Annotated in this window: 16 protein-coding genes; 11 read left to right on the forward strand and 5 right to left on the reverse strand. The window is 72.7% G+C overall.

All coding sequences use genetic code 11. The annotated features are described in order from the left end of the window. Positions 1–3 precede the first annotated feature (3 nt). The 3 genes from JOD51_RS10495 to JOD51_RS10505 all read left to right on the forward strand — a co-directional run bounded on the left by JOD51_RS10495 (position 4) and on the right by JOD51_RS10505 (position 4,545). Positions 4–1,032, forward strand: a complete 1,029-nt coding sequence (locus tag JOD51_RS10495; protein ID WP_204608204.1) for an NADPH:quinone reductase — start codon at positions 4–6, stop codon at positions 1,030–1,032. 450 nt (positions 1,033–1,482) lie between these two features. Beyond that, positions 1,483–2,361, forward strand: a complete 879-nt coding sequence (locus JOD51_RS10500) for a patatin-like phospholipase family protein (RefSeq protein WP_204608205.1) — start codon at positions 1,483–1,485, stop codon at positions 2,359–2,361. A gap of 87 nt (positions 2,362–2,448) precedes the next feature. Beyond that, the gene (locus JOD51_RS10505; protein WP_204608206.1) at positions 2,449–4,545 is read left to right on the forward strand and encodes a S9 family peptidase; all 2,097 of its coding nucleotides are present in this window, start codon (positions 2,449–2,451) and stop codon (positions 4,543–4,545) included. Positions 4,546–4,594: 49 nt separating this feature from the next. On the opposite strand, the gene JOD51_RS10510 is transcribed toward JOD51_RS10505, so the two are convergent. After that, positions 4,595–5,782, reverse strand: a complete 1,188-nt coding sequence (locus tag JOD51_RS10510; protein ID WP_204611106.1) for an acyl-CoA dehydrogenase family protein — start codon at positions 5,780–5,782, stop codon at positions 4,595–4,597. A gap of 69 nt (positions 5,783–5,851) precedes the next feature. On the opposite strand from JOD51_RS10510, the gene JOD51_RS10515 reads away from it, so the two are divergent. After that, positions 5,852–6,493, forward strand: coding sequence for a QsdR family transcriptional regulator (locus JOD51_RS10515; protein ID WP_204608207.1), 642 nt, complete (start codon positions 5,852–5,854; stop codon positions 6,491–6,493). Between the two features lie 32 nt (positions 6,494–6,525). Further along, on the forward strand, positions 6,526–7,017 hold the full coding sequence (locus JOD51_RS10520) for a hypothetical protein (RefSeq protein ID WP_204608208.1): 492 nt from the start codon (positions 6,526–6,528) through the stop codon (positions 7,015–7,017). Between the two features lie 50 nt (positions 7,018–7,067). Here JOD51_RS10520 and JOD51_RS10525 read toward each other — a convergent pair whose 3' ends face one another. Both JOD51_RS10525 and JOD51_RS10530 read right to left on the reverse strand, forming a co-directional pair. Further along, positions 7,068–7,505 carry a VOC family protein gene (locus tag JOD51_RS10525; protein WP_204608209.1) on the reverse strand — a complete coding sequence of 146 codons (438 nt, stop codon included), beginning with the start codon at positions 7,503–7,505 and terminating at the stop codon, positions 7,068–7,070. A gap of 109 nt (positions 7,506–7,614) precedes the next feature. After that, positions 7,615–11,103: a proline dehydrogenase family protein gene (locus JOD51_RS10530; protein WP_204608210.1), complete on the reverse strand. Its 3,489-nt coding sequence runs from the start codon at positions 11,101–11,103 to the stop codon at positions 7,615–7,617. Between the two features lie 82 nt (positions 11,104–11,185). Between JOD51_RS10530 and JOD51_RS10535 the strand changes: the two genes are divergently transcribed. From JOD51_RS10535 to JOD51_RS10545, 3 genes are all read left to right on the forward strand, one after another. Next, positions 11,186–12,088 (forward strand): LysR substrate-binding domain-containing protein, encoded by a 903-nt coding sequence (locus JOD51_RS10535; RefSeq protein ID WP_204608211.1) that lies wholly within the window; start codon positions 11,186–11,188, stop codon positions 12,086–12,088. A 186-nt stretch (positions 12,089–12,274) separates the two neighbouring features. Then, positions 12,275–14,053, forward strand: a complete 1,779-nt coding sequence (locus tag JOD51_RS10540) for a hypothetical protein (RefSeq protein ID WP_204608212.1) — start codon at positions 12,275–12,277, stop codon at positions 14,051–14,053. 123 nt (positions 14,054–14,176) lie between these two features. Continuing rightward, complete coding sequence (locus tag JOD51_RS10545) at positions 14,177–14,821, forward strand: FMN-dependent NADH-azoreductase (protein WP_204608213.1); 645 nt, start codon at positions 14,177–14,179, stop codon at positions 14,819–14,821. Between the two features lie 6 nt (positions 14,822–14,827). On the opposite strand, the gene JOD51_RS10550 is transcribed toward JOD51_RS10545, so the two are convergent. After that, entirely contained in the window at positions 14,828–15,847 is a 1,020-nt protein-coding gene (locus JOD51_RS10550) for an MBL fold metallo-hydrolase (RefSeq protein ID WP_204608214.1), read from the reverse strand. A gap of 116 nt (positions 15,848–15,963) precedes the next feature. Between JOD51_RS10550 and JOD51_RS10555 the strand changes: the two genes are divergently transcribed. The 3 genes from JOD51_RS10555 to JOD51_RS10565 all read left to right on the forward strand — a co-directional run bounded on the left by JOD51_RS10555 (position 15,964) and on the right by JOD51_RS10565 (position 17,461). Continuing rightward, a complete protein-coding gene (locus JOD51_RS10555) occupies positions 15,964–17,010 on the forward strand; it encodes an ATP-dependent DNA ligase (RefSeq protein WP_204608215.1) in 1,047 nt (348 codons plus the stop codon). 143 nt (positions 17,011–17,153) lie between these two features. Then, the gene (locus JOD51_RS10560; protein ID WP_204608216.1) at positions 17,154–17,315 is read left to right on the forward strand and encodes a hypothetical protein; all 162 of its coding nucleotides are present in this window, start codon (positions 17,154–17,156) and stop codon (positions 17,313–17,315) included. Beyond that, a complete protein-coding gene (locus JOD51_RS10565; RefSeq protein ID WP_204608217.1) occupies positions 17,312–17,461 on the forward strand; it encodes a hypothetical protein in 150 nt (49 codons plus the stop codon). Before JOD51_RS10560 ends, JOD51_RS10565 begins: the two co-directional genes overlap by 4 nt. A 19-nt stretch (positions 17,462–17,480) precedes the next feature. Here JOD51_RS10565 and ligD read toward each other — a convergent pair whose 3' ends face one another. Beyond that, positions 17,481–18,500 carry a non-homologous end-joining DNA ligase gene (ligD, locus tag JOD51_RS10570; RefSeq protein WP_204608218.1) on the reverse strand — a complete coding sequence of 340 codons (1,020 nt, stop codon included), beginning with the start codon at positions 18,498–18,500 and terminating at the stop codon, positions 17,481–17,483. Positions 18,501–18,565: the final 65 nt, after the last annotated feature.

The following is an 18,565-nucleotide window of genomic DNA, read 5'->3' on the forward strand; positions in this document are numbered from 1 at the left end:
GACATGCGATCCATCGTCTACTCCCAGCCCGGAACGTCCGCCGTCCTCTCCCTCGCCGACCGTCCGGTCCCCGAGCCCGGCGACGGCGAGGTCCGCGTCCGCGTGGTCGTCTCCGGCGTGAACCCCACCGACTGGAAGGCCCGGCAGGGCGGGACCTACGGCGACGGCCTGCCGTTCCCGGAGATCACCCCGAACCAGGACGGCGCCGGCATCGTCGACGCGGTCGGCCCCGGTGTCGAGGGTCTGTCGGTCGGCGACCACGTCTGGCTGTTCATGGCCGCGGCCTCCCGCCCGACCGGCACCGCGCAGGAGTACACCGTCGTCCCCGCCACCCGCGTCGCACCGCTGCCCGAGGGCGTCTCGTTCGACGTCGGCGCCTCGCTCGGCGTCCCCGCGATGACCGCCCACCGCGCCCTGACCGTGCACGAGGACGGCCCCGCCCGACTCGCCCCCGGTGCCCTGTCCGGTCGCATCGTCCTGGTCGCGGGAGGCGCGGGTGCCGTCGGGCACGCCGCCATCCAGCTGGCACGGTGGGCCGGTGCGACCGTCATCGCGACGATCAGCTCCGACGACAAGGCCGCCCTCGCCAGGGCGGCCGGCGCGCACCACACCGTCAACTACCGCGATGACGACGCCGCCGACCAGATCCGCGCCATCGCCCCGGACGGCGTGCACATCGTCGTCGAGGTGTCGATCCCCGCGAACGCCGACCTGGACGCTGCCGTGCTGGCGAACCACGGTGTCGTCTCGATGTACGCCGACAACGGTGGCGACGCGGCGTCGATCCCGGTCCGGCCGAACATGAGCATCAACGCCCGGTACCAGTTCCTGCTGCTCTACACGATCGGTGACGCTGCCCTGGCGGCCGCCGCCGAGGACGTCACCGCCGCACTCCGCGACGGCGTCCTGCCGGTCGGCGAGGACGCGGGCCTGCCGCTGCTGCGCTTCCCGCTCGCGGAGACCGCGGCGGCGCACGACGCCGTGCAGGGCGACGCGGTCGGCAAGGTGCTCATCGACGTCGCGGCCGAGTAGGCCGCGGGCGCGCCTGGCGGGCGGCGGGCGGGCGCCGAGCGGGCGCGCCCGGCGGGCGGCGCGGGCACCCGACGCGCGCGGCGCGCTTCGGTGCCGCACAACAGGAACCGGCTCGAACCACGGGAAACCGCGGTTCGGGCCGGTTGCTGTCGTGCGGGGCACACCGGCGGACGGGAGGCACGGGGCGGGGGTGATCCGCGCCTCCCGGCCGGCCCGTGGCGGGCTCCGCCGACCCGACGTCGCGCCTGGCGCGGCGCACTTCGCCGCCGCGCAACAGGAACCGGCTCGAACCACGGGAAACCGCGGCTCGAGCCGGTTGCTGTCGTGCGGGGCACACCGGCGGACGGGAGGCACGGGGCGGGGGTGATCCGCGCCTCCCGGCCGGCCCGTGGCGGGCTCCGCCGACCCGACGTGGTGCGCGTTCATCGCCGGACTTGGTATGCAGGACACATGACCGATGTTGCAGAGCCCACTCCCACGCCCGGAACCCGCGCGATCGTCCTCGGAGGCGGTGGGGTCGCGGGCATCGCCTGGGAGCTCGGCGTCCTGTCCGCGCTCGAGGACGCCGGGGTCGACCTCGGCGCCGCTGACCTGGTGGTCGGCACGAGTGCGGGCAGCGTGGTGGGGGCGTTCCTGCGGGCCGGCGCTGTGCAGGACGCCTACGCACAGCAGACGAGCCCGCTGCCGACGACGTACGAGGAGCCGGCCGCCGTGGACGTCTCCGAGGTCGAGCAGCGCTTCGGCGCCGCGATGCAGGGCGCGACCTCCGAGCAGGACGCCCGCGCACGCGTCGGTGCTGCGGCGCAGGAGGTCACCACCGGCCAGAGCGACGACGAGCGTGTCGCCACCTTCCGGCAGACGCTGCCGAGCGCCGAGTGGCCGGAGCAGCCCTACGCGGTGACCACGGTCGACGCGGTGGACGGCTCGTTCCGGGTCTTCCGCGCCGAGGACGGCGTGCCGCTGGAGCGCGCGGTCGCGGCGAGCTGCTCCGTGCCGATCGTCTGGTCGCCGGTGCGCATCGACGGGCACCCGTACGTCGACGGCGGGGTGCGGTCGGCGACCAACGCGGACGTCGCCGCCGGGTACGAGCGCGTCCTCGTGATCGCGTGCAGCCCGGAGGGGCCGTCGCCGCTCGGGCCGTGGCTCGACCGGTCCGTCGCCGCCCTCCGCGATGCCGGGTCGCAGGTGGAGGTCCTGGTCGCGGACGAGGCGTCGATCCGGGCCTTCGGCACGAACTCGCTGGCGCTGTCGACGCAGCGGCCCTCGGCAGAGGCCGGGCGGGCGCAGGCGGAGCAGGTCGCGGAGCGGGTCGCCGCGTTCTGGGCGTGACGACCAGTGCCTGTGGGTTCTGCCGGGTTCTCCACAGAGCCGGTCGGAGCCCTGTGCCGGAGGCGGTGCCGTCGGTAGCGTGACGGCATGACGACACCGTTCTCGGACCTCGACCAGTTCCTCGCGCTGCCCCGTGTCGACGGGCTCGTGCTGAGCCCCGACGGCGAACGTGCAGCCGTGACGGTGAGCACGCTCGACGCGGACGGCACCACGTACAAGAAGTCGGTGTGGTCGGTCCCGACCTCCGGCGACGGTGTCGCGACACGGCTGACCCGCTCGGCGACGGGCGAGTCCGCGGCCGCGTTCACCCGGCACGGCGACCTGCTGTTCGTCTCCGGCCGGCCGGACGCCGAGTCCGGCAAGGACGGCGCTCCCGCGCAGCTCTGGCTCCTGCCGGCCGCCGGAGGTGACGCGCGCCCGGTCACCCGGCTGGCCGGCGGGATCGGCGGCCTGCTCGGGACCGCCACCACATCGGACGTGGTGGCGGTCACCGCACCCCTGCTGCCGACGGCCGACGGGGACGTCGACCGCGATGCTGCGCTCCGGAAGCAGCGGGACGACCAGAAGGTCCGGGCGATCCTGCACGAGTCCTACCCGATCCGGTACTGGGACCACGACCTGGGGCCCGACCAGACGCACGTGCTGCGGATCGACCTGGGCGCGCTGCAGGAAGCGCAGGGCACCGACGGGGGCGTCGACGGCGAGACAGGCGACGACGCCAGCGGCAAGCAGGAGCCCCGGTACCCGGCACACCTGCCGCGGCCGACCGACGCCACGCCAGATCCGGGCCGCAGCCTCGACGCCGTCGACGGCGCGCTGACCCCCGACGGACGCACCCTGCTCGCCACGGTGGGCGTGCCCGAAGCACGTGGACACCGGTTCGTCCTCGTGACGATCGACCTCGACAGCGCCGAGCGGACCGTGCTCTTCGACGACGCGGGCGTCGACCACGAGATGCCCGCCCTCAGCTCGGACGGCCGCACGATCGCCTGGATGCGGACGGTGCGCTCGACCCCGGCCGGCGCCTCCCAGCAAGAGGTCTGGACGGCGGACATCGACGGCAGCGGTGCCCGGCGGATCGCGACCGACTGGGACCGCTGGCCGAGCCAGCTGGTCTTCGAGCACGGTGACGGGGCGCTCCTGGCGACCGCCGACCAGGACGGCCGGGCGCCGGTGTTCCGCCTGCCGCTCGACGGTGGCCCCGTCGAGCAGCTGACGCACGACGACTGGGCGTACTCGAGCCTGCACGTGGCGGCCGAGAGCGGCGTCGTGGTGGCGTTGCGGGCCTCCTGGGCGGCGCCGCTGCACCCGGTCCGCATCGACGCCGACGGGACGGTCCACGTCCTGGCGACGCCCGCTCCCCTGCCGGAGGTCCCCGGACGCCTGGAAGAGGTCGAGACGACCGCGGCCGACGGCACCCGTGTCCGCGGCTGGCTGGTTCTGCCCGACGACACCACGGCCACCGGGACGGCGCACCCGCTGCTGCTCTGGATCCACGGCGGACCGCTGAACTCGTGGAACCAGTGGTCGTGGCGGTGGACGCCGATGCTCGCGGTGGCGCAGGGCTACGCCGTGCTGCTGCCGGATCCGGCGCTGTCGACCGGCTACGGCCTGGACTTCGTCAACCGCGGCTGGAACGCCTGGGGGCAGGCGCCGTACACCGACCTGATGGCGATCACCGACGCCGTCGTCGCGCGCGATGACGTCGACGAGACCCGGACAGCCGCGATGGGCGGCTCGTTCGGCGGCTACATGGCGAACTGGGTCGCGGGGCACACCGACCGGTTCGACGCGATCGTCACCCACGCCAGCCTCTGGGCACTCGACCAGTTCGCCGGCACCACGGACGCTGCGCAGTACTGGCAGTCGATCTTCGACGCGGACGGTCTGGCGGCGAACGACCCGCACCGCTTCGTCGGCGACATCCGGACGCCGATGCTCGTCGTCCACGGGGACCACGACTACCGCGTGCCGATCGGCGAGGGACTGCGACTGTGGTCCGAGCTCGCCGAACACCACGCGGACGCCGACGGCCGGATGCCGCACCGGTTCCTGTACTTCCCGAACGAGAACCACTGGGTGCTGCAACCCCAGCACGCGAAGCTCTGGTACCAGACGGTGTTCGCGTTCCTCGGGCAGCACGTGCTCGGGCAGGACTGGGAGCGGCCGGAGCTGCTCGGCTGAGACAGGGCAGCCGTCGCCCGGGCTTCCGGGCGACGGCCGCCGCCGCAGGTCAGACGAACGCGCCCTGACCCGTGACGGCGCGACCGACGATGAGCGTGTTGACCTCGCGTGTGCCCTCGTACGAGTAGATCGCCTCGGCGTCCGCGAAGAACCGTGCGACGCCCTTCTCGAGCACGATGCCGTTGCCGCCCTGCACCTCACGGCACCAGCCGACGGTCTCGCGCATCTTCGTCGTGGCGAACGCCTTGGCCATCGCCGAGTGCTCGTCGCCGCCCACTCCCTGGTCCTGCAGCGCGGACGCCTGGGTGCAGAGCGCGATCGACGCGGTGATGTTCATGAGCGACTTGACGAGCAGGTCCTGGATCAGCTGGTGCGAGGCGATCGGCTTGCCGAACTGCACGCGTTCCTGGGCGTACCGGAGCGCTGCCTCGTAGGCACCGATCGAGATCCCGACGGCCTGCCAGGCGACCTCGGTCCGGGTCAGGCGCAGGACGGTCGCCGTCGAGCGGAACGAATCGGCGTGCTGCAGCCGCCGGGCCTCGGGGACGCGGACGTCCTCGAGCGTGATGTCGGCGTTCTGCACCGACCGGAGGGCGATCTTGTCCTCGATCTTCGTCGCGGTGAACCCCGGGGTGTCCGACGTCACGAGGAAGCCCTTCACCTGGTTGTCCGACTCGTCCTTCGCCCAGATGACGGTGACGTCGGCGAACGTGGCGTTGCCGATCCACCGCTTCGACCCGTTGAGCACCCAGGTGTCGCCCTCGCGACGGGCGGTGGTGCGGAGGCCGCGGGCCGAGTCGCTGCCGGAGAGCGGCTCGGTCAGACCGAACGCACCGACGATCTCGCCGGAGGCCATCCGGGGCAGCCACTCGCGCTGCTGCTCGTCGCTGCCGGCGACGGCGATGGAGTTCATGGCCAGGCCGGACTGCACACCGATGAAGGTCGAGACGCCGGCGTCGATGCGGCCGAGCTCGAGCGCAGCCCAGCCGCGGTACACGGCGGAGTTCTCGAACTGGCGGACCAGCGGGATGCCCGGACCGTACATGCCGAGCTCGGCGAGGGGTGCGATGACCTGCTTCGGGAACTCGGCGCGGGCCCAGTACTGGTCCGCGATCGGTGCGACGTCGCGCTCGAGGTACTCGCGGAGCCTGCCCAGGGAGTCGCGTTCCTGGTCGGTCAGCTGCTCCTGGAACCGGTAGAAGTCGGATTCCAGCAGGGGCGTCTGCGCGGCGGTCATTGACATGACCCCAACGATGCATCATTCTCGGAAACGTTGCAAGACGGGTACGACGACTCTGGGGGAACCGTGAGCAGGCAGGCACTCGGCGCGCTCGGCTCGGCCCTCGTCCCGAGCGCGCTCGCCACCCGCCTGGAGGCCCACCCCGACTCCCAGCGCGCCTTCCGTGCCGCGCGGCACAGCTTCATCGACGGCTCCCGCATCGACATGGGAGCGCTCGCGTCCTCGCTCGGGGTCGACCGGACCTCGCTGTTCCGCTGGGTCGGGAACCGCGACCAGCTGCTGTCCGAGATCCTCTGGTCGCTGGCCGTCCCGACGCTCGACGCCGCCGGACGAGCCGCGGCACCCTCGGGAGCCGAGCGGATCGTCGACGTCCTCGACCGGTTCACGGCGGACCTGATCCGAGCGCCGTACTTCCGGGCGTTCCTGACCCGCGAGCCGGCCCGGGCCCTCCGGCTGCTCACGACGACCGACAGCGACGTGCAGCGGCGCTTCGTGGCCGTCGTGGCGTCGCTCATCGAGACGGAGCGGGCCGCCGGTGTGTTCGACCCGGCGCCGCTCTCCCCCGAGGAACTCGGCCGTCTGCTCGTGCGCGTGTCAGAGTCGTTCACGTACGCGGACCTGATCTCCGGCGAGACCCCGGACCCCGAGCGGGCACGGACGACGTTCGAGTACATCCTGCGGCCCGTGCAGCACGGGTCCGACGGCTGAACGCCGTCACCGACGAGGAAGGCCGCCACCCTGTGACCAGGACACCCGCCGCGATCACGTTCGCCGCTGCCGCCGTGGTCCTGCTCGCCGGGTGCACCGGCGAGCACACGACGGCCGAGCCACCGACGATGACCAGTGCGCAGGCGAAGCGGGCGGTCGTCGACATCGTCGATCGGTCGTCCGCCGAGATCGGCGGCGAGTGGACGATCCGCAGCGGGCCCGCCGTGCAGTCGTGCCCGCTGCCGGGTGGCGGCACCGGAGCCGCGTACTCCTACATCGTGGACCGGAAGCCGGGCGGTACGCCTCCGTCCGACGTCGCGAAGCTCCAGGACCTCTGGAAGGCGAAGGGAATCACGACCCAGGCCTACGAGAACAGCGGCAAGGACCCCGTGCGCGGTGTCCGAGGTTCCGGCGGTCCGACCACGTCCATCGACCTCTACGCCGACCCGGTCGGGTACACGATCGAAGGCCTGTCGGTGTGCACCCCCGGCGACGCTGCCGAGATGCAGGGCAACGGCGAGTGAGCCGATGCCCGGACAGACGGCCTCGACCGTCCGCCCGGGCACCCGACCACTCACTTCCGGGCGGCGAACTCCAGGTTGATGTCGTCGGGGTCCTGCACCGACAGGATCGTCATGCCGGCGTCCCCGAGTTCGGTGACCTCTCCGTGCTCGATGCCCGCCGCGTCCAACCGGGCCGCCGCCTGGTGCAGTTCGTCGACCGAGCCGAGGGTGAAGCTCACGTGGTCGAGGCCCACCGTGTCCGGGTCGAACCGCTGCCCGGACGGTGCGACCGGACGCAGCCCGAACACCTGGTCGCCGAGCGGGAACACGCAGCCGCCGTAGAAGCGCTCGCGGTCCTCGGTGACGCCGGGCTCGTCGACCTGGTCGCTGAAGTCGATGACCGGGTCGACGCCGAGCAGCTGCTGGTAGAACGCCTTGCTGCGGGCGATGTCGGTCACGGTCACGCGGACGTGGGCCAGGGCGGTGGGGCGGGCGATCGGTTCGGTCATGCGGTGCTCCTCGGTACGACTCGCCACCGTCGTGGTGGCCGGTCCGAGGCAACGCCGGTCAGCTGACGGTGCGCCCACAACGTGCGGCGACCGGACAGCTGTCCGGACGTCAGATCAGCTCGTCGGACAGGTGGTTCGGCGTGCCGAAGCGGTGCGCCGTGATGGACACCGCCTGCTCGCGGAGGAACGGCAGCATCTCGATCCGGCCGGCCTCGGTGACCGGCTCGGCGTACACCGCGATGTCCGGGCGTCCGTTCGTCCCGACCGCCAGGGCAGCAGCGTCCCCGCCGATGAGTCGCACCCGGGTGGAGGGCCCGGCGGCGATGCGGGCGGCGAAGGCGTCGTCGGACTCCCCCTGCCGGAGCGTGCCGACGATCGACAGTCCGCGGAGGGCCGTGGCGACCGACAGCGGCAGGTCACCGGCGACGGAGACGTCCACCGGGGTACCGGCTCGCAGCGCTGCTGCGACGACCCGCACGAGGCCGTCCACGTCCGACCCGCCCTCCGCAGCCGAAGCAGCAGCCGAGGCCAGCCGCACGTGCACCCCCGGGTACGGCAGGTACCGGAAGACGTTCCGCTCGGCGGTCAGCGCCGACACGTCCGCGGCGACACCGAACTCCGACGTCCAGGCGAGCTCGTCCGACGCCACCGCGCGGCCGAGGGACTCGGAGTCGACCCCGGTGGCTCGGACGAACGCCGACACGGCCGACGACGGCGTCGATCCGGCGGTCGCAGCCGTGGGCGCCCAGGAGCCGAGGCCGACCAGGTAGTTCACGCCGCCGGCCTTGGTGCCCGCGCCCACGGCGGACTTCTTCCACCCGCCGAACGGCTGGCGGCGGACGATCGCGCCGGTGATGCTGCGGTTGACGTAGAGGTTGCCCGCCTGGATCCGGCCGAGCCAGGTGCCGATCTCACCCGGGTCCAGGGAGTGCAGGCCCGAGGTCAGGCCGTAGTCGACGTCGTTGACGATGTCGATCGCCTGGTCGAGCGTCTCGGCGGTCATCACGCCGAGGATCGGGCCGAAGTACTCGGTGCGGTGGAAGTCCGAGCCGCGGCGGACGCCCTGACGGACACCCGGGCTCCAGAGCACGCCGCTGTCGTCGAGCTGCTTCGGCTCGACCGCCCACGACTCCCCCGCGCCGAGCGTGGTCAGGCCGTCGAGGAGCTTGCCGGCGGCCGGTTCGATGATCGGCCCCATCTGGCTCGTCGGGTCGCTCGGGTAGCCGACGGTCAGCGAGGACACCGCGTCGAGCAGCTGGTTGCGGAAGCGCTTGGACCCGGCGACCGACCCGACCATCACGACGAGCGACGCGGCCGAGCACTTCTGCCCGGCGTGCCCGAATGCCGAGGCGACGACGTCCTTCACGGCGAGGTCGAGGTCCGCGGACGGCGTGACGATGACGGCGTTCTTGCCCGAGGTCTCGGCGAGCAGCGGCAGGTCCTGCCGGAACGAGCGGAACAGCTCGGCGGTCTCGTACGCCCCGGTCAGGATCACCCGGTCGACGAGCGGCGACGCGATGAGCTCCGCACCGAGCGAGGACTCCTCGACGTCGAGGAACGCCAGCACGTCGGCGGGTGCACCGTGTGCGTCGAGGGCCGTCTCGATCACCGAGGCCAGGACGGCGCCGCTGCGGGCGGCCGGCGGCGCGGGCTTGAGGACGACCGCGGACCCGGCAGCGAGGGCGGCCAGGGTCGAGCCGGCCGGGATCGCGACCGGGAAGTTCCACGGCGGGGTGACGAGCGTCAGTGCCGCCGGGGTGAAGACCGCGCCGTCGACGGTGTCGAGCGAGGCCGCGAGCTCGCCGTAGAAGTGCGCGAAGTCGATCGCCTCGGACACTTCGGGGTCGGCCTGGTCGATGGTCTTGCCGGTCTCCGACGCCATCACCTCGACGAGGGCTGCGCGGTTCGCCTCCAGGGCGTCACCGACGGCGTGCAGGACGGCACCGCGGGCCGCCCCGGACCAGGATCCCCAGGTGGTGCCGGCGGCACGGACGCGCCGCAGGGCGGACTCGAGGGTCGTGGCGGAGGTGATCCGGGCCTCCCGGACGGCGGAGACGCCGAGCGTCGACGACGCGATGCGGGCGGTGATGCCGGCGCCCCACTCGCGGACGGCTGCGACGGACGGGTCGCTGTCGGGCGTGTTCTCGAAGCGGCCGGGTGCCGGGCGCTCGACGGCGGCGTACCGGTCGGCGACGCGGTGCGCGGCGGGGGCGTCGAGTCCACCGGGCAGGGCGAGCGGTGCCAGCGAGTCGCGGAAGCGGGCTTCCTCGCGGGCGAAGAGCGTCGGCGACGAGGCGAGCGAGAACACCGCGGACATGAAGTTGTCCTGCGACGCGCCCTCTTCGAGACGGCGGATCAGGTAGGCGATCGCGACGTCGAACTCCCCCGGGTGCACGACCGGCGTGTAGAGCAGCAGCGAGCCGACGGTCTTCTTCACCGCGGCGGCCTGCCCCTGCGCCATGCCGAGCAGCATCTCGAACTCGATGCCGTCGCGGACCCCGCGCTGCCCGGCGAGCAGCCAGGCGTGTGCGACGTCGAACAGGTTGTGGCCGGCGACGCCGACGCGGACGTTCGCGATCCGCTCGGGCGTCAGCGCCCAGTCGAGCACGCGCTTGTAGTTCGTGTCGGAGTCCTGCTTGGTGTGCCAGGTGGCGAGCGGCCAGCCGTGCACGGACGCCTCGACCTGCTCCATCGGCAGGTTCGCACCCTTGACGAGCCGGACCTTGATGTCGGCGCCACCGCGGGCACGGCGCGCAGCCGACCACTCCTGCAGGTGCTCCATCGCGGCGAGGGCGTCGGGCAGGTAGGCCTGCAGGACGATGCCCGCTTCGAGGTCGGTGAACTGCGGCTCGTCGAGGAGCTTCGTGAAGACCGCGATGGTGAGGTCGAGGTCCTTGTACTCCTCCATGTCGAGGTTGATGAACTTCCGCGGCGACGCGGCGGCGGCACGCGCGAACAGCGGGCGGAGCTGCTCGACGATGTCGTCGACGGCGTGGTCGAAGGCCCACGGCGAGTGCGGGTGGACCGTCGAGGACACCTTGATCGACACGTAGTCGACGTCGTCGCGGCTGAGGAGCGCGTGCGTGCCGGCGAGACGCCGTGCGGCTTCGCGTTCGCCGAGCACGGCTTCGCCGAGCAGGTTCACGTTGAGGCGGACGCCGTCCTGCTTGATCCGCGCGATCGCCGGACCGAGCTTCGCGTCGGTCGCGTCGACGATGAGGTGGCCGACCATGTTCCGCAGCACCCGTCGGGCGATCGGCACGACGACGGTCGGGAGGCTCGGTGCCAGTCCGCCACCGAGACGCACCAGACCGCGGAGTGCGCTGGGCAGGAACCCGGGGGCGTCCGGTGCGATGGCGCGGAGCTTGCGGGCGGCGACGCCGAGGTCCTCCGGTCGGACGACGCCGTCCACGAACCCGACGGCGAACGCGAGGCCCTTCGGGTCGGCGAGGACGCCGGCGAGCTGCTTCGCGGAGCCGTCGACGGGGTACGTCTCGGCCTCGGCGAGCCACTGGCGGACGAGCGCGACCGACGCGTCGGCGAGGTCGTCGTGGACGGTCGGGGCGGCAGCGTCGGAGCGCGGCTGGACGTCGGTCATGGGGACAGTGTGACGGGCGCTGTTTCGGTAGCGGAAGCAACCGTTCCTGATGCATTCCGTTCAGCTCAGCTACGCTTTCGGCATGCTCGACGTCCGCCGCCTGGTGCTCCTCCGCGAGCTGTCGATCCGGGGCACGGTCGCCGCCGTCGCCGAGGCCATGAACTTCACCCCGTCGGCGGTGTCGCAGCAGCTCGCGGTGCTCGAGCGGGAGGCCGGCGTGCAGCTCCTCCGCCGGGCCGGGCGCCGGCTGCAGCTCACCCCGCAGGCCGAGGTCCTGGTGGCGGCGGCGAGCGAGGTGCTCGACACGCTCGAGCGTGCGCAGGCGTCCGTCGAGTCGACGCTGACGACCGTGCAGGGCCGCATCCGGGTCGCGGTGTTCCAGTCCGCCGCGCTCGCCCTGATGCCGTCCGCACTCCGCACGATGGCGCTCGACCACCCGGACGTCCGGGTGGAGATGGTGCAGCGCGAACCCGAGACGGCGCTCAACGAGACCTGGGCCCGCGACTTCGACATGGTGATCGCCGAGCAGTACCCGGCGCACGCGGCCCCGCGGTTCCCGGGCCTCGACCGGCGCGACCTGACGACGGACCCGGTGCGGTTGGCGCTGCCGCCGGTGGCGACGGCACTCTGGCCGGTGACCTCGCTCGCGGAGGCCGCGACCCTGCCGTGGGTGATGGAACCGCGTGGTGCGGCCTCCCGGCACTTCGCCGAGCAGACCTGTCGTCGCGCCGGCTTCGAGCCCGACGTCCGGTACGAGACGGCGGACCTGCAGGCGCAGATCCGGCTCATCGAGTCGGGCAACGCCGTCGCACTGATGCCGGACCTGGTCTGGGCCGGCCGGTCGACGAGCTGCCGACTGCTCGAGCTGCCGGAACCGGGGCGGCGGACACTCTTCACGGCGCAGCGTCTGGCGAGCGCCGAGTCCCCGGCGGTGTCGGCGTTCCGGACGGCACTCGAGCGGGCGGCCGGCGCTCCCCGGTCCTGAGCGGGCACCGACACGACGTGGCCGACCATCGTGCGGGAAACCGCACACTCCCCCCAACTCGGGTCACATTCGGGCGTCCGGGCCGGATCCGTCCGCGTTGTACCAATACGATCCGGAACAGGTCGGGGATTCTCGGCTGATTCACACACTCCGGTGCCTGACCGGAGATGGACCCTGGGGGAACCCGTGCACCGCAGCACAGCCTTCGTCCGACGCGCTTGCGCCGTCGGCACCGCCACTGCTCTGATCGGCCTGACGACCGGCTTCGGCGTCATGACCGCCACCACCGCGTACGCAGCTGAGGCGCCGGTCGCCACCGCGACGACCGCGCCCGTCGTCTCAGGTGGCGACGCGACCCCGCCGACCGACACGAGCCTCCCGGCCGACGCCGGAACCGCAGCCGGCACCGCAGCCGGCACCGACGCCGGAACCGCAGCCGGCACGCCCACCGGTACCGCGACCACCGCGCCGTCGGCACCGACGGCCACGTCGGCACCGACCGCGGGTGGTACCCCGACCGCGGGTGGTACGTCGACCGGCACCACGCCGACGACCGTCGCACCTGCGGCAGCGACCCCGGCCGCCGCGCCGGCCGCCAGCGCAGCACCGACCGTGACCATCGTCGGGAAGGCCCAGGTCGGACAACGACTCGAGGCCGACCCCGCCGGGTTCACCGAGGACAACAACCTGAACTACCGCTGGACCGTGGACGGCGTCACCACGGCGCAGGGCCCCGCCTACTCGATCGTCGCCGCGGATGCGGGGAAGGTCGTGTCCGTCACCGTGCGCAACACGCTCGCCGGGCACACGGACGAGACCGCGACCGCGACGACCGCGGCCGTGACGCAGCTGCCGGTTTTCGTCGACGCGGCCGGCAAGCCCGTCGTCGGCGGCACCGTCGCGGACGAGGACAGCCTGCCCCTCGAGGCCACTGCTGGCCAGGCGTACTCCTACACCTTCCGCACCACCGGGAGCCCGGCACCGAAGCTCGCACTCGCCTGGTACTACGGCGATGACGAAGGTGACCCCGACGACCCCGAGGACACCCCCGCCGAGCAGCTGCCCGACGGCGTCACCTTCGACGCCGAGACCGGTGTCCTCTCCGTCGACACGGACGAGGCGAACTCGTACATCGACTTCGCGGTCACCGCGACGAACGATGCGGGATCCACCACGCAGTACGTCGAACTGTCCGTCGTCGCCGGTGCACCCGTGGGCGTGGAGGTCTTCGCAGCTGACCGTCAGCAGTTCACCGACTTCCTCCAGGCAGGTGCGGGGCTCGGCTTCGAGGTCGGCGCGGAGTTCAGCGCCGATTCGTCGCGTGCCGCCGCGGCATCCGAGCGTGACGCCGCTCCGCGCGACGGCGAGATCCGCAGCTGGATCATCGACCGCCGCGGTGCGGTCACGACCGTCGACACGACCTACTCCGTCGACGAGGACGGTGGCGACTTCTCCGACATCGAGACTCCCGGCGGAACGCCGACGGTCCAGCAGGGCGGGATGCTGCTCACCAGCGGCGGCCTCGTCGATGCGTTCGGCAACGAGGTGACCGACGAGGACGCGATGCCGGCTCCGGTGACGTTCACCTCGAACGTCGCCTCAGACGTCATCTCCGCCGATCCGCTGTTCGGGGGCGTCGGGAACTTCACGGACGTCACCTTCACCGATGCGTCGACGCACACCCTGACCGCAACGGGTGACACGTTCTCGACGTCGTTCCCGGTCCGCGTCCTGCCGACGGCCACCGCCCCGGTCGCGACGCCCCCGGTGGTCACGGCCCCGGTCGCAGCCGCTCCGATCGGCGCTGCCCCGATCGGCACCGCCCCAGTCCGGACCACAGCGCATGGCCGTCTCGCCTACACCGGTTCGGACGCGACCGACTCCCTGCCCTGGGCGCTCGGCATGCTCGCCGCCGGTGCAGCACTGGTCGGCCTCCGCACCGTCCGTCGGCGCGCACAGCGCTGATCCGGACGGGAGGCTCCTCCCGCGGCCCCGTCGATCCCTCCACGGATCGACGGGGCCGTTCCGTCATCCACAGGTCGGTGGTGCCCGCGTGCCGGACCGGTCGCCGCAGCTAGCGTTGGGGCCATGCCGAGCCTGCTGCACATCGATTCGTCCGCCGACCTGTCCCACTCCCGCTCACGCGCGCTGACCGCCGCGTTCGCCGACGCCTGGCGCGCCCGCGGTCCGGAGTACACCGTGGTCCGCCGTGACCTGCACGTGGCCCCGCTGCCGCACCTCGAGACGTCGGCGCTGCACTGGGCCGCGGCCGACCGCAGGGCGGAGGAGTCCGTGCCCGACGCCGCCGAGCAGCTGCGCCAGGACGTCATCGACGAGTTGCTGGCCGCCGACGTCGTCGTCATCGGATCGCCGCTCTACAACTACACGGTGCCCTCGAGCCTCAAGGCCTGGCTCGACCGCGTGCACATCCCGGGCGTGCTCGTCCCCGGGCCCGACGGCACGCCGCAGCCCCTGGCCGGACGTCCGGTCGTGACCGTCGTCAGCCGCGGCGGCACCTACGACGCGGGGACGCCGACGGAGCACTGGGACCACGCGTCGCCGGTGCTCGACATCATCCTCCGCACCGCGCTCGGCATGACGGTGCACCCGGTCGTGGTCAGCGCGACCCTGGCCGACCGGCTGCCCGGGCTCGCGCCGCTGGCCGACCACGCCGCTGCCGAGTTCGCGGACGCGACGGTGGTGGTGGAACGCCTGGCGACGACGCTCGGCTGACGCGGGTCAGGCTCGGCGGAGTTCGCCGGCGCGTCCGAGCAGGTCGGCGTGGAACACGGTCTGGCTCAGCGCGCTGGCGAGCAGGTACCCCGACATCGACTCGATCCCGCCGCTGAACGGCACGCGGGACGCCACCTCGAACACCGTCGGGTGGTCCAGGGCGTCGAGCGCGGCGGCGACGTGGCGGGTGCGCTCGTCACGGTGCGCGGCGAGCGTCCGGGCGCGGGTGACCACGTCGCGGAAGCGGTACTCGTGGCCGGGGCAGACCTCGAAGTCGGCGAACGGCTCGAGTGCCGTCAGCGCGTCGAGCGAGTCCCGCAGCGGGTTCGATTCGGTGCGACCGCCCAGACCGATGCCGGAGTTGATCCGCGGCAGGACGTGGTCCCCCGTGAACAGCAGCCCGTCCGGCTCGTCGACGAAGCAGACGTGGCCGCCGGTGTGGCCCGGGGTCCACAGCACGCGGAGGTCCCGCCCGGGGATCGGCAACCGGTCGCCGTCCCCGAGCAGCAGATCGGCGAACGGTGCCTCGACCGTCCCCTGCCCGAGCTGCCGGCCGGAGCCCCACGCCGCCAGGACCCCGTCCAGCCGGTCGTCGGGGACGCCCCAGGTCCGGGCGTCCCGCTCGTTCTGCTCCGCGTCGGCGCGGGCGTGCTCCAGCGCGTGGACCTCGGCCGGGTGCATCGCGATCGGCGCTCCCGAGCGACGACGGAGTGCGGCGGCCGCGCCGAGGTGGTCGGCGTGCAGGTGCGTGACCGCGATGAGGGTGACGTCCTCCACCGTCCGGCCGATCTGCCGCAGGCCCTCGGTCAGGACGTCGAGTTCGCCGCCGTCGCTCCACCCCGGGTCGATGACCGCGAGCGCGCCGTCGTCCCCGTCGACGACGTAGACCAGGGTGGCGTCGGGCACACCGCCGCGGAACGGGACCGCGAGTGTCCAGATGCCGGGGCGGACCTCCTCGACGGGCGGCAGCGCACCGGCGGCGAGCGCCGCGGCCTGGACCGGGCTGACGGGCGACGGGTTCGACACGCGACCAGCGTACTGAGCGGCGGGCCGAGCCTGCGGGGCGGGGCGGGGCGGGCCGGCGGGGCGGGCCGACACCGTGCCTCCAGGCCGTCGGGCCGGGCAGCGCGTAGACAGTCGGCATGGAGACCATCGCGCCCATGCTCGCCAAGGCCGTCGCCACCGTGCCGGAACCCGACAGCGTCGCCGGGGGCCTGCGGTACGAGCCGAAGTGGGACGGCTTCCGCGGCATCGTGACGATCGACGGGGACGACGTCGAGATCGGCAGCCGCGGGGCGAAGCCGCTCACCCGGTACTTCCCGGAGTTGGTCGAGGCGTTCCGTACCCGGTTCGGCGGGCGTCCCGGACGGGTCGTGCTGGACGGCGAGGTGATCGTCCGCTCCGGGGAACCAGGACACGAGGAGCTCGACTGGGAGGCGCTGTCGCAGCGGATCCACCCGGCGGCCTCACGCGTCCAGACGCTCTCGGTCGAGACGCCGGCGCAGTTCGTGGCGTTCGACCTGCTGTTCCTGGACGGGGAGGACCTGACCTCCCGCCCGTTCGACGACCGGCGGGCAGCACTCGAGACCCTCGGTGCCGACCTGGCCGCTCCCCTGTTCGTGACCCGGACCACGCTCGACGTGGAGACCGCGCGCCGGTGGCTGACCACGTTCGAGGGCGCTGGCCTGGACGGCGTCGTCGCGAAGCCGCGGCAGCGCCCGTACGAACCGAACAAGCGCACGATGCTCAAGATCAAGCACCACCGCGAGGCCGACGTCGTCGCGGTGGGCTACCGGGTGCACAAGAGCGGCACCGGTGTCGGCTCACTCCTGCTCGGGCTGTACGACGCCGACGGCGAGCTGCGGATGGTCGGTGGCGTCTCCGCGTTCACGGACGAGCGGCGCCGGGAGCTGGTGGACGAGCTGGAGCCGCTCGTGGAGCGGGACGCGGACGGGAGGCCCGTCACCGGTGACGGCGAACGGTCGCGGTTCTCGTCGGGTCGCGACACGTCGTTCGTCCGGCTTGCGCCGGAGCGGGTGCTCGAGGTGCGGTACGACCAGATGGAGGGCACCCGGTTCCGGCACACGGTGCAGTTCTCCCGCTGGCGTCCGGATCGGGAGGCTCGCTCGTGCGGGTTCGACCAGCTCGAGGTGCCCGCGGCGTACGACCTCAGCGACGTGCTGAGCTGACGCCCCCGAACGGGTGACGGCTTGTCCGTTTGACGCTCGTCCGCCATCAGTAGTTAGCCGAACTAGTGATCTTGTGGAAACATTCGAGGCATCAGGGAAACGGTGGTTCTCCACCTCCCCCGCGGTCACGGATCGGAGTGGAAATGAGCAACGACGTCCTCGTTCGCCGAGCACAGCGCAACCCTCTCAGCGAGGTCCGCGAAGCACGTCACCAGCGTGCCCTGCAGACCAGCGCGATCATCAGCGGGATCGCCGGCGTCACCGCCGCTGCGCTCGCCGTCATCACGTTCGGACTGGGCGCATGATCGTCCTCGACGGCATCACGCAGGACAACCGCCGCACCTGGTCCCGCCTCACCCGATTGCACACGGCGACGGTCGGTCTGCCGCTGCAGACCTCGCGCGTCGATGACGACGACCTGCGTCGCGAGGACACCTCCGCGCTCGTCTGAGGGTCTGGGCTCTGCTCGCTCAGGCCTTCTTGGCCCGGGACGGCTGCACGCGCGGCGGCTCCCCGGGCATCTTGGGGAAGTCCGGCGGGAACGGCAGTTCGCCGAGTCCGTCCTCCAGGTCGCGTCGCCACCAGTCGAGCAACGGGTCGATGTTGCCCGGCTCGGCGGACATCGTCTCCCAGGCGTCGCCGGTCGAGGCCAGGCGCTGCGGCACGGTCAGGATCGTGAAGGCGGTGGGGTCGGCGCCGTCGAGCTCGTCCCACGCCAACGGCGTCGAGACGGCGGCGTTCGGCAGGGCACGCGGACTGTAGGCACCGGCCATCGTGCGGTCGCGGTTCGCCTGGTTGAAGTCGACGAAGACCCGGGAGCCCCGTTCCTCCTTCCACCAGGCCGTCGTCACCTGCTCCGGCATCCGTCGTTCGAGTTCCCTCGCGGCGGCGATCACCGCGTGGCGGACGTCGAGGAACTCGTACGCGGGCTCGATCGGCGCGAAGACGTGCAGACCGCGGTTGCCGCTGGTCTTCACCCACGCCTCGAGACCCACCTCGGCCAGGACCTTCCGCAGCTCGTGGGCGGCAGGGACGGCGTCGTGGAAGTCGGTGCCCGGCTGCGGGTCGAGGTCGATGCGGAGCTGGTCCGGGTGGTCGCTGTCATCCGCCCGGGAGGCCCACGGGTGGAACACGACGGTGTTCATCTGCGCAGCCCACACCGCGACGGCCGGCTCGTCGACCACGAGCTGCGGGTGACTCCGGGCACTGGGGTAGGTGACCGTGACCGCGCGGACGTACTCGGGGGCACCCTTCGGCGGGTTCTTCGAGAAGAACTGCTCGCCGTCGACGCCGTCCGGGAACCGCTGCAGCGAGATCGGCCGGTCGCCGTTGGCGCGGACGAAGGCGCCGCCCACGTCGACCAGGTACCGGGCCAGGTCGAGCTTGGTGATGCCGAGGTCCGGCCACAGCACACGGGACGGACTGGAGATCCGGACCTCCCGGTCGCCGTCGGGGCCGGGCACGGTGAGCGTCGTCGCCGGTGTCGCCATGCAGCGGAACGTACTCCGACGGCCGGGGCCCGGCGTGGAGCGCGACGCACACCGCGCGGAGCAGC

Source organism: Curtobacterium herbarum, from assembly GCF_016907335.1.
In the GTDB taxonomy this organism is placed as follows: Bacteria; Actinomycetota; Actinomycetes; order Actinomycetales; family Microbacteriaceae; genus Curtobacterium; species Curtobacterium herbarum.